This is a genomic window from Pseudomonas sp. VA159-2 (genome assembly GCF_024126635.1).
GTDB classification, from domain to species: Bacteria; Pseudomonadota; Gammaproteobacteria; order Pseudomonadales; family Pseudomonadaceae; genus Aquipseudomonas; species Aquipseudomonas muyukensis.
Genome location: NZ_JAMYBV010000006.1, coordinates 105,268 through 117,695, shown reverse-complemented (window position 1 = coordinate 117,695; position 12,428 = coordinate 105,268). Strand labels below are relative to the sequence as shown.

Below are 12,428 nucleotides of genomic sequence, written 5' to 3'. Positions count from 1 at the left end.
GGGGTCGTGCGTGCAAAAGTTGATAGAGTCCGTGGGTGCGCTCACGGCGAAGGAGCGCCGGGCGCTGGCGGTGATGCTCAAGCAGAAGGGCATCAACCTGTACGGGATCGCGCCGATGTTCCGGCGCGACCCGGAGGAACCGCTGCTGCTGTCGTATGCCCAGCAGCGCCAATGGTTCCTCTGGCAGCTTGAACCACAGGCCGCGACCTACAACATTCCGCTGGCCCTGGGCTTGCGCGGGGCGCTCGACCGCGCGGCGTTGGCACGGGCCCTGGCGCAGGTGGTGGCACGCCACGAAAGCCTGCGCACGGTGTTCGTCGAAACGCCGGAGGGCGTGCGCCAGCAGGTGCTGGCGCCGTTCGCGGTGGCGTTGCCGGTGCATCAGCTGGCGGCCTGTGCCGACGGCGATGTCGAGGCACGCACCGAAGCCTTCCTGCTGAGCGAATCGGGCCAGGGTTTCGACCTGGCCAAGGGGCCGCTGTTGCGCGCGGCCTTGCTCGAGCGCGCAACGGACGACCATGTGCTGAGCCTGGTGCTGCACCATGTGGTGGCCGATGCCTGGTCGCTGCAGGTGCTGCTGGAGGAGCTGGCGCGTTGCTACACCGCCAATGTGCAGGGGGGCGAGGCCAACCTGCCGGCGCTGCCGGTGCAGTACCCTGACTATGCCCTGTGGCAGCGCCAGTGGATGGACAACGGCGAGCGCGAGCGTCAATTGGCCTACTGGGGTACGCAGCTGGCCGATGCCGATCAGGTGTTGCAACTGCCTTGCGACCGCCCGCGCCCGCTGTTGCCCGGCCATGCCGGGGCCAGCGTCGACGCCAGCCCCGGGCCGCAGTTGGCGGCGCAGCTCAAGGCGCTGGCCGCCGACCAGGGGGTGACCCTGTTCGTGCTGCTGCTGGCGGCCTACCAGGCGTTGCTGCAACGCCTCAGTGGCCAGCAGGACATCCGCGTCGGCGTGCCCAATGCCAACCGCGGGCGTAACGAAACCGAGCGCCTGGTAGGCTTTTTCGTCAACACCCAGGTGATGCGGGCCCAGGTGCGCGGCGACCTGCCGTTCACCGTGTTGCTGGCCGAGGTGCGCGAGGCGGCCTTGCAGGCCCAGCAGCACCAGGACCTGCCGTTCGAGCAGTTGCTGGAAACCCTGCATACCGAACGCAGCCTCAGCCATGCGGCGCTGTTCCAGGTGATGTTCAATCACCAACGTGAGTCGCGTGGTGCGGCGGCTACCGTCAGCACCGGCTTGCAACTGCGGCCGCTGACCCAGCCGGTGCGCAGCAGCAAGTTCGACCTGACGCTCAACACCCTGGAGCACGAGCAAGGGCTGGATGCCACGCTGATCTATGCCAGCGAGCTGTTCGACGCGGACACCGCCGAACGGATCGCCGGGCAATGGCGGCAGGTGTTGCAGGCGATTTGCGACGATCCACAGGTGCGCATCGAGGCCTTGCCTCTGCTGGCGGCCGAGCAGCACCAGGCGTTGCTCGAGGCGGGGCAGGGCATGCCCCAGGCGTTCTGCGCCGATAGCGTGCTGCAGCTGTTCCGCGCGCAGGCTGCGCAACACCCGCAGCGCATCGCCTTGGTTGCCGCCGGCCAGCAGCTGAGCTACGCCGAGCTGGAGCAGCGCTCCGAGCACCTGGCAGCCTGGCTGCAGGCCCATGGCGTGGGCCCGGAGACACCGGTGGCGCTGGCCCTGGATCGCGGCATCAACCTGCCACTGGCGATCCTGGCGGTGTTCAAGGCCGGCGGCGCCTATGTGCCGGTGGACCCGGACGCCGCCGCCCAGCGCCTACCCGAGGTGCTGGCCAGCAGCGGCGCCACGCTGCTGTTGAGTGAAACCGCTTGGCTGGGGCAGTGGCGCTTGCCTGCCGGGGTCCAGGCGCTGGCCCTGGATACCCTCGAGCTTGCCGCTGCGCCAGCGCTGCGCCCGGTTGCGCTGGCGCGCGAGCAGTGTGCCTATGTGATCCACACCTCAGGCTCCACGGGCCGACCCAAGGGCGTGATGGTCAGCCATGGCGCCCTGGCCAACTACGTGCAGGCCGTGTTGCAGCGCCTGCCGCAGGTGCAGAGCATGGCGCTGGTCTCCAGCGTCGCGGCGGACCTTGGGCATACCACCTTGTTCGGTGCCTTGTGCGCGGGCTGCACCCTGCACCTGATCGCGGCCGACGCGGCCATGGACGCCCAGGCCATGGCGCGGGCGATGGTGGGGGTGCAGGCGTTGAAAATCGTGCCATCGCACTTGGCGGCGCTGCTCGACGGCGCCGTGGATGCGGCGCAGTTGCCGCAACGCCTGTTGGTGCTGGGCGGCGAAGGCGCGGCGCCAGCGCTGCTGGCGCGCATCGCCCAACTGGCGCCACAGTGCCAGGTGTTCAACCACTACGGGCCCACCGAAGCCACGGTCGGCGTGTTGGCCGGGCTGCTCGACCCAGACTTGCCTGGGCTGGGGCAGCCGTTGGCCAACTGCGTGGTGCGCCTGCTCGATGACGGTCTGCAGCCGGTGGCGGACGGTACCACGGGCGAGCTCTACATCGGTGGCGCCGGGCTGGCGCGAGGTTACATTGGCCAGCCGGGGCTGACCGCCGAACGCTTCGTGCCGGACCCGCACGGCGCGCCCGGCCAGCGCTTGTACCGCAGCGGCGACGGAGTGCGCCGGCTGCGCGGCAGGCTGTGCTATCAGGGGCGCCTGGACGACCAGGTGAAGATCCGCGGCTACCGGGTCGAGCCCGGTGAGGTCGCGGCCAGCTTGCGGGCGTTGCCCGGTGTGCAGGACGCCGTGGTACTGGCCATGGCCAGCGAGCGCGGCCAGCAGCTGGTGGCCTACGTCGTGGGCGCGGTCGATGGCGGGCAATGCCTGGCGCAGCTGCGCGCACGCTTGCCGGACTACCTGGTGCCTGCCCACCTCCTGACCCTTGAGCGCTTGCCGTTGACTGCCAACGGCAAGCTCGACCGGCGCGCCTTGCCGCAGCCCCAGGCCGCTGCGCAGCGCCTGTACAGCGCGCCCCAGGGTGAGGTTGAGCTGCGTATCGCGCAGATCTGGCAGGACTTGCTCAAGGTCGAGCGCGTCGGCCGGCAGGACAACTTCTTCGAGCTTGGCGGCGACTCGATCATTTCTATCCAGGTGGTCAGCCGCGCCCGCGAGGCGGGCTTGCTGCTCAATCCCAAGCAGCTGTTCCTGCACCAGACGGTGCAGGGCCTGGCCCAGGTGGCCGAGCGGGGGCAGGCACAGGCGCCGGTGGCCCGCGGCCCGGAGTGCGGCGCCATGCCGTTGCTGCCGATCCAGGCGATGTTCTTCGCCAGCGCGGTGGTCGACCGCCACCATTGGAACCAGTCGGTGCTGCTCAGCGTCGCCCGACCCTTGCAGGCCCAGGCCCTGGAGCAGGCCTTGCAAGCCCTGGTGCAGCATCACGATGCCCTGCGCCTGGGCTTCACCGAACACGCCGACGGCTGGCGGGCCGAGCACCGCGTGGCCGAAGTGGTTGCGCCGCTGCTGTGGCAGCGCGAGGTGGCCGACGCCCAGGCCATGCACGATGCCTGTGAAGCCGCCCAGCGCAGCCTGGACCTGGCGGCCGGCCCGCTGCTGCGCGCGGTATTGTTGCAGTTGGCCGATGGTCAGCAGCGCCTGTTGCTGGTGGCGCATCACCTGGTGGTCGATGGCGTGTCCTGGCGGATCCTCCTGGAAGACCTGCAACTGGCCTATCAGCAAGCCGCCGAGGGCCAGGCGCCCGCGTTCGCGCCGCGCACCACCTCGTTCAAGCACTGGGCCGAGCGCTTGCAGGCACAGGCGCTGGGCGGGGCACTGAGCGCACAGGCCGACTACTGGCTGGGGCAACCCTTGCCTGCGGACCTGCCGGCGGCCAACTCGGCGTGCGTGCCGTTGCAGCGCGAGGCCCGCACGGTATACAGCCGCCTCGACGCCGACACCACGCGCCGCTTGTTACAGGAAGCCCCCAGTGCCTACCGCACGCGTATCCAGGAGCTGCTGCTGGCGGCGTTGGCGCGGGTGATCTGCCAGTGGACCGGGCAGGCCGATACCCAGGTACTGCTCGAGGGCCATGGCCGCGAGGCGCTGTTCGACGACGTCGACCTGACCCGCAGCGTCGGTTGGTTCACCACCAAGTACCCCCTGGCGTTGACGCCACAAGCCAGCCTGGGCGCGACCATCCAGGCGGTCAAGGAGCAGGTGCGCGCGGTCCCCGACAATGGCATCGGCTACGGGGTGCTGCGCTACCTGGGCGAGCCTGCCACTCGCGCCGCGTTTGCCGGCCGTGCCTTGCCGCGCATCACCTTCAACTACCTGGGCCAGTTCGACAACAGCTTTGCCGCCGACGCCCCCGGGCAAGCGCCGCTGTTCGGTGTGGCCCGCGAGGCCTCCGGCAGTGAACGGTCGGCCGATACGCCGCTGGGCAACTGGTTGACCCTCAACGGCCAGGTGTTCGATGGCCAGTTGAGCATCGGCTGGATCTTCAGCCCGCAGATGTTCGACGCCGCGCAGGTTCAGGGCTTGGCCGAGGCCTTCGGCGACCAGTTGCGCGAGCTGGTACGGCATTGCTGCGATCCGGCCAACGCTGGGCTGACCCCCGCCGATGTGCCGCTGGCACGCTTGAGCCAGGCGCAGCTGGCGCTGCTGCCGGTGCCGGCCCGCGAGGTGGCGGATATCTACCCCTTGTCGCCGATGCAGCAGGGCATGCTGTTCCACTCGCTGGAAGCCGATGCCGCGGCGTTGTACATCAACCAGACCTGCGTGCCGGTCGAAGGGCTGGATGTGCCGCGCTTCGCCGCCGCCTGGGACCAGGCGCTGGCCTGCCACGATGTGCTACGCACGCGGTTCTGGCAGCACAGTGGCCTGGCCGAACCGTTGCAGATCGTCTGCCGTACCGCGCCATCGCTGGTGCGCGTGCTCGACTGGCGGCAGCGGACGGTGTCCGAGCAGGCCTTGCAGGCGCTGGCCGAGGCCGACTGCCAGGAAGGCTTCGACCCGCAGCAGGGGCCATTGATGCGGGTGACCGTGGTGCGCCTGGACGACCAGCGCTGCCAGCTGATCTGGACCCGCCACCACATTCTCATGGACGGCTGGAGCAGTTCGCGCCTGCTGGGTGAGGTGTTGCAGGCCTACCAAGGGCGCCCGGTACAGGCCCAGGGACGGTTTGGCGACTACATCGCCTGGCTGCAACGCCAGGGCGATGCGCAGGGGCTGGAAGCGTTCTGGCGCCGGCAACTGGCCGAGCTGGACGAGGTCACCGAGTTGGCCGCCAGTTGCTGGCCGCGGCCGCCCGCCGAGCTGGTCGGGCATGCGGCGCTGTACCTGGAATGGGATGCCGCGCGTACCACCCAGCTACGCCAGGCTGCGCAGCAACTGCGGGTCACGCCCAACACGCTGATCCAGGGCGCCTGGCTGCTGCTGTTGCAACGTTTCACCGGCCAGCGTCGGGTGTGCTTCGGTGCCACCGTGGCCGGTCGCCCGGCCAGCCTGCCGCAGGCTGGCAGCATGCTGGGCCTGTTCATCAATACCTTGCCGATCGTGCAGGCGCCGCGCCCCGAGCAGACCGTGCAGGCCTGGCTGGCCGAGCTGCAGGCTGCCAACCTGGAGGTACGCGAGCACGAGCATGCCTCGCTGGCCGACATCCAGCGCTGGGCCGGCCAGGCCGGGCGCAGCCTGTTCGACAGCATCGTGGTGTTCGAAAACTACCCGGTGGACGAACGCCTTGAGGAGGCCGTGGACGGCGCGTTGCGTTTCGGCCCGGCCACTGGCCGCGACGTCACCAACTACCCGATGGACCTGGCGGTCAATCTCGGCCAGACCTTGTCGATCGAGTTCCTGTACCTGCGCAACCGCTTCACCGAAGCGAGCGTTGCCAGCATTCGTGCCGGCTTCGAGCGCCTGCTCGAAGGGCTGCTGGCGGCGCCCGAGCAGCCCCTTGGCCGCCTGGCGATGCTCGCGGCCCAGGCGCCGCAGGCAGGCAATGCGCTGAGCCCACAAGGCCAGGCGATGCCCCTGCTGGCGCGGCTGCAGGAGCACGCCCGGCAACGGCCGCAGGCGCCGGCGCTGGTGTGTGGCGATGAGTGCCTGAGCTATGCCGAACTCGAGCGGCGCGCCAACCAGCTGGCCCAGGTGCTGCTGGCCAGGGGCGTGCTTGCCGAGAGCCGGGTCGGCGTAGCGCTGAACCGCTCGGTGCACACGGTGGTGGCCTTCTATGCGGTGCTCAAGACCGGCGCGGCCTATGTGCCGCTGGACATCGACTACCCGCAGGAGCGTCTGCAGTGGATCATCGATGACTCGGCCATGCAGCACCTGGTCACCCAGGCCAGCCTCGCCGAGCGTCTGCCACACACGGCAGCCCAGCGCGTGGAACTGGACCGCCTGGACTGGCAGACGCTGCCGGCTGCTGCCCCGCAGCAGCGCATCGATGAGGCGCAGCTGGCCTACTTGATCTACACCTCTGGCTCCACCGGCAAGCCCAAGGGCGTGGCCATTACCCGCGGCCCGCTGGCCATGCACTGCCAGGCGATCATGGCGCTGTACGAGATGGGCCCTGCGACACGCGAGCTGTTGTTCATGTCGTTTGCCTTCGACGGTGCCCAGGAGCGCTGGCTGTCGACGCTGTGCGCAGGCGGTTGCCTGGTGCTGCGCGACGACACCCTGTGGACCCCGGAGCAGACCTGGAACGCCCTGCACGCGCAGGCGATCGACATCGCCTGCTTCCCACCGGCCTACCTCAAGCAACTGGCCGAGTTCGCCGAGCAGGCGGGCGACCCGCCGCCGGTGCGGATCTATTGCTTCGGCGGCGACGCGGTGGCCGACGAGACCTTCGAGCAGGTGCGCCGCAGCTTGCGTGCGCAGTGGATCACCAATGGCTATGGGCCGACCGAGACGGTGGTCACGCCGATGCTCTGGAAGGCCGGGGCCGACGACCATTGCCAAGCGGCCTACGCGCCGATTGGCCACCGGGTGGGCAACCGCAGCCTGTATGTGCTCGATGCCCAGCTCGATCCGCTGCCCGATGGCGTGGCGGGTGAGTTGTACATCGGTGGTGAAGGCCTGGCCCGTGGTTATCACCAGCGTCCAGGGCTGACCGCCGAGCGCTTCGTCGCCAGCCCGTTCGAGGCCGGGGGCCGCCTGTACCGCACGGGCGACCTGGTGCGGCGCCGCGCGGATGGTCTGATCGACTACCTCGGGCGCCTGGATCATCAGGTGAAGATCCGCGGTTTCCGCATCGAGCTGGGCGAGGTCGAGGCCCGCCTGCGTGCCTTGCCGGGGGTCGACGATAGCCTGGTGCTGGCCCGTGACAGCGAGGCGGGCAAACGCCTGGTCGGCTACGTGCTGGGGGCCCCGGGGCTGTCCGGCGACGACCTGCGCGCGGCGCTGCGCGAGCAGATGCCGGACTACATGGTGCCGGTGCAGATTCTGTGGCTGCCGCGCTGGCCGCTCAACCCGGCCGGCAAGGTCGATCGCCTGGCGCTGCCCGACGCGGACTTGCGCGCCAAGACCTACGTGGCGCCACGCAACGCCCTGGAGCGGTTGTTGACGCAGATCTGGCAGGATGTGCTGGAGATCGAGCAGGTGGGCATCACCGACAACTTCTTCGAACTGGGCGGCGATTCGCTGCGCACGCTCAAGGTGCTGAGCAAGGTGCGTAGCCAGGTCGAGCAGCCCTTCGAGCTGAAGTTGCGCGACATGCTGGCACGGCCGACCATCGCCCAGCTGTCCGGCTACGAGGAGGGGGGCGGTGGCCTGGACCCATTGCTGGCGCTCAACGCCGGTGGCAATGGGTTGCCGGCGCTGTTCTGCATGCATGCAGGCTTTGGCACGGTGTTCGACTACGAGCCGTTGGCCCGCCGACTGCAAGGACGCTACCGGGTCTTTGGCCTGCAATGCCGCATGCTGCTCGACCGCGACTGGCAGGACGACGACCTGGCCAGCATGGCCATCGACTACGCCCAGTACATCCGCCAGCGCCAGCCGCAGGGGCCGTACCAGCTGTTGGGTTGGTCGCTGGGTGGCAGCCTGGCGCTGCTGGTGGCGGCGGAACTGGAGAAGCAGGGGCAGGCGGTGGCCTTCCTTGGCCTGGTGGACAGTTTCATCCCGTATGCGCAAGCGCCCGCGCAGGACGACTGGCGCGATGACCTGCCGGCGTTCCTGCGCCAGGCCTGCGGGGTGCATGTGACCCCGCAGAGCCTGCCGGCCGCTGAGCCTGGCCTCGATGCGCTGGTGCGCTTGTTCGACACCCTGTGCCAGGGGCGTGGTGCCGAGGGCTTCGGTGCCGACGAGTTGGCGCGGGCCTACCAGGTGGGGTTGCGCCTGAAGGCCTTGTCGCGCCAGCCCCAGGTGCTGCCACGCACTCGTTGCAGCGCCGAGCTGTGGTGGCGTGAGAACCTGCCGGCAACCCTGGTCGAGGGGTTCGAGGCCAGCCTGCACTGTGCCCCGGGCCATGTCCGGGTCAGTGCCGGGCATTACGACATGCTCGCCGATGCCAGCCTGCTCGAGCAGTTGCAACAGCGCCTGGAGCTGCGGGTGTCCTAGTGTGGTGCTGCACATGTTGCGGCGGGGCCAGGTGGCCCCGCTTTTTTCGTTTCTTGGTTTCTACCGACAGGCCCTGGAGTTACCCATGACCTTGCATTCCGATTTGTCCGCCTTTCTCGAACTGGTCGAGTTCGGCCGCCTCAGCGGCAAGAGCCGGGCGTTGCACGAGCAACCGCTGGCGCAGGCGCGTAGCGACTTCGAAGCGTCCTCGCTGATTCTCGACCCTAATCCCCCGGGCGCGGTGGACGTGCAGGCGCTGCAGCTGCCGACCCGCGACGGCGCGCAACTGCCGGCGCGCTTGTACCGCGCCGCTGGGCAGGCGCAGCAGAGACTGCCGGTGATTCTGTATCTGCATGGTGGGGGCTATGTGGTGGGCAGCCTCGACTCCCACGATTCGGTGTGCCGGCGGCTGGCCCTGGACGGGCGCTTTGCCGTGCTTGCGCCGGCCTATCGGCTGGCTCCCGAGTACCCGTTTCCCACTGCGGTGCTGGATGCCGAGGACAGTCTCAAGGCGTTGCCGGCGCTGGCCGATGCGCTGGGGCTGGACCTGAAGCGGGTGGCGCTGGCCGGCGACAGCGCAGGGGCGACCTTGGCCACGGTGCTGGCCATCAGCGCTGCCCGCGAGCCACAGGCGTTGGGAGTGGTGCCCTGCGCGCAGTTGCTGTTCTACCCGGTTGCCGACATCAGCGTGACCCGTGACTCGCACCGGCGCTATGCCGAGGGCTACCTGCTGGAAAGCGCGACGCTGGAGTGGTTCTATCGCCAGTACACCGGCGAGGGCGCGCAGCGTCTGGACTGGCGGGTGTCGCCGTTGCTGGCCGCGGCTGCCCCGGCCCAGGCGCCAGCCTATGTGGCGGTGGCCGGGCATGACCCTTTGCGTGACGAAGGCTTGGCTTACGCCGAGCACCTGCGAGCGGGCGGCACCTCGGTGACGTTGCAGCTGGAGGAGGGGTTGAGCCATGACTTTCTGCGCATGGGTGGTATCGTCGCCGAGGTCGAGGCCATCTACGCCCAGGCGTTGGACTGGTTGGCCCGGCAGGGGGAAGTGCAAGCGTAGGTACCCCAGTGTCGGCCTGAGCCATCTGCGCGTCGCCTGGTTCGCCAGCAAGGTTGGCCCCTACAGGTATTGCAGGCCGTAGCCGTTGTAGGAGCCGGCCTTGCCGGCGAACACCGGCGTCGCCGGTGCCATCCCTGCATCGCCTGGGCTCCTACGAACGTCAGCCTAGCTGGTGTGGCGGTGCCCGCAGATACGCAAAAGGCCACCCTGAGGTGGCCTTTTCTTGTCGCGTGTGATCAGAAGTCGTAGCGGGTGGTGATCAGGAAGCTGCGTGGGTTGCCGTACGAGGCGCTGCGGAAGTTGTCATCCAGCGAGCTGTAGTACTTCTTGTCGAACAGGTTGTCGACCGTGGCGGTGGCCGACAACTTCGGGGTGAACTGGTAGCGGGCCATCACGCTGGCGACGGCATAGTCACCCTGTTTGACCTTGACCGGGCTGTTGAGCTGCCAATTGTCGACCGTGAAGTGCATGCCGCTCTGCCAGTTGACCCCACCGCCGACGGTCAGCTTGTCCAGGTCACCCGGCAGCTGGTAGGTGGTCCACAGCTTGAACATGTCGGTGGGAACGGTGGTCTTGGTCCGCTCGCCATCCTTGTCCTTGACCTGCGAGTAGGTGTAGCTGGCCAGCAGGTTCCAGCCTGGGCTCAGCTCACCGCTGATCTCCATGTCGATGCCCTTGGTCTTGGTCTTTTCCGCCTTGTAGGCCGACACGGTGCCGCCGCTGCCTTCGACCGTGCCGTCGCCGACTGCGTCGTTGTCCAGCTTGACCTCGAACAAGGCAATGGCGGTGTTCAGGCGTCCGCCGAAGTATTCGCTTTTCAGGCCGATCTCGTAGTTGTCGCCCTCGCGCGGGTCGAGCAGCTTGCCCTGCCGGGTGCGGTAGGGCTGGGGCTTGAAGATGCTGGTGTAGCTGGCATAGACCGAGTGCACGTCATCGAGGTCGTAGACCACGCCGGCATAAGGGGTCACTTCACCGGAGACCCTGACCGAATCATCGGTATTCCATTTCACCATGTCGTAGGTGTTGTAGTGCAGCATTGCGCTGTACTTGTAGTCGCTGACACGGGCGCCGAGGATCACCGACAGGTCGTCGGTGGGCTTCAGGCGGGTGGCAAGATAGGCACCGGTCTGGCGCTGGTCGATGTTGTCGTCTTCGCGGGTGAAGTTGTACGACGCGTTCGGGGCGTGATTGTCCCAGCCCCAGACATCCACCGGCTGGCCGCTGACGCCGTTGTCACTCTTGCCGTTGGCCAGCAGATTGCCGAAACCGTTGCGACGGTTTTCGTAGGTCTGGTAATTGAAGCCCATCACCAGTTCATGCTCGCGGCCGAGCAGCTCGAACGGCCCGCTCAGGGCGATGTCCACGCCGCGTTGCTTCTGGGTGTTGTCACCCTTGGTGGCGGTGTAGTTCAGGCCGCGGCCGGTCAGCGGGTTGAGGAAACCGGTGGTGGTGCCGACGATGATCGAGTCGTAGTCACGGGTGCCATACAAGTAGTTGGCGGCCACCTTGAGGGTCCAGTCATTGGCCAGTTTCTGCTCGATCGAGGCGAAGGTGTTGACCGACTCCTGGCGGTTGGTGCTGTCGCGGCTGGCACCGTTGTACGAGCGCGGCATGTTGTACTGGAAACCTTTGCCGCCAATGCTGCCGACCACGGGCAGGCCGGTGGTGGAGAAGCCGCGCGGGTCACTGTTGAGGTAATCGACGCCGAAGGTGAACAGGGTGTCGGGGGACAAGTCCATCTCGGTCACGCCGTAGAGGATGGTCTTTTCCTGCTGCAGGTGGTCGGTGAAGCTGTTGCCTTGCTGGTAGGCCGCCACCGCGCGGCCGCGAACGGCACCGTTGTCGGTCAGCGGGCCGGACACGTCCACCTCGGTGCGGTACAGGTCCCAGGAGCCGAGGCCGGCGCTGATATGGCCCTGGAAGTTGCTGGTGGGCTTCTTGCGCACCATGTTCACGGTACCGGAGGGATCGCCGGCGCCCGTCATCAGGCCGGTGGCGCCGCGGACTACTTCGATTCGGTCGTAGATGGCCATGTCCGACAGGGCATGGGGCATCGCCTGGCTGAAGGCGAAGGAGGTGGTCGGTACGCCGTCGTACTGGAAGTTGTCGATGGGCAGGCCACGGGAGTACACATACAGGCGGTCGCTGCCGGGGCTCTGCACGTTCAGGCCAGGGGTTTGCTCGAGCACCTGGCCGATGCTGCGCAGGTTCTGGTCCTGCATGCGCTGGTTGGTCATCACGCTGACCGACTGCGGCGTCTCGCGCAGGCTCAGGTTGAGCTTGGTGGCGGTGTTGGTCTGGCCGGTGGTGTAGGAGCCGGTGCCTTCGGTGGTGGTGCCCAGGCCATTGCTGGCAATGGTGGTGGTGCCCAGCTCCACCGAGGTCGTGGGCCCACGGCCACTGACGGTGAGGGTGTCGCCGTTGAGGTCGTAGCGCAGGTTGTTGCCACCGAGCAGGGTTCGAATCGCGGTTTCGGTGTCCAGGCGACCGGTGACAGGCTGGCTGCGCAGGTTGGCGACATCGTCCGGGCTGAACAGCAACTGCACGTTGGCCTGTTGGCCGAACTGTTGCAGGGCGCGGGCCATGGGCTGGGCGGGGATGTCGAAGGTTGCTTCGAGGGCCTGGACCTGGGCGCTCAGCGGCAGCGCCATGGCCAGTGCCAGGGTCGAGGCCAACTGTGGGTTGGTAAACAGGCGACGGGCCTTGAGGGCCTTGGCCAGGGGGCTCATAACGTGCTTGGACATGTCGGCGGAATGCTCTTGCGTGGGCAAATTGTTGGGAATGATTTTTATTACTGTGAATGAGACGTGCGCCACCGCACAAACCGGAAAAGAAATTTCCGGTCGGCGCTGGCGG

3 protein-coding genes are annotated in these 12,428 nt (G+C 67.9%); 2 read left to right on the top strand and 1 reads right to left on the bottom strand.

The genetic code is table 11. From position 1 onward, the window contains the following. Positions 1–10 precede the first annotated feature (10 nt). Both NJG22_RS07960 and NJG22_RS07955 read left to right on the top strand, forming a co-directional pair. Complete coding sequence (locus NJG22_RS07960) at positions 11–8,515, top strand: non-ribosomal peptide synthetase (protein WP_253093530.1); 8,505 nt, start codon at positions 11–13, stop codon at positions 8,513–8,515. 85 nt (positions 8,516–8,600) lie between these two features. Beyond that, positions 8,601–9,572: an alpha/beta hydrolase gene (locus tag NJG22_RS07955; RefSeq protein ID WP_253093529.1), complete on the top strand. Its 972-nt coding sequence runs from the start codon at positions 8,601–8,603 to the stop codon at positions 9,570–9,572. A 236-nt stretch (positions 9,573–9,808) separates the two neighbouring features. Here the strand turns inward: NJG22_RS07955 and NJG22_RS07950 are convergent, their stop codons facing one another. Continuing rightward, on the bottom strand, positions 9,809–12,316 hold the full coding sequence (locus tag NJG22_RS07950) for a TonB-dependent receptor (protein WP_253093528.1): 2,508 nt from the start codon (positions 12,314–12,316) through the stop codon (positions 9,809–9,811). Between the last annotated feature and the right edge of the window lie 112 nt (positions 12,317–12,428).

Excerpts from the sequence above, each read along its gene's own strand:
- NJG22_RS07950 (WP_253093528.1), bottom strand. The coding sequence starts at position 12,316 with ATGTCCAAGCACGTTATGAGCCCCCTGGCCAAGGCCCTCAAGGCCCGT.
- NJG22_RS07955 (WP_253093529.1), top strand. The coding sequence starts at position 8,601 with ATGACCTTGCATTCCGATTTGTCCGCCTTTCTCGAACTGGTCGAGTTC.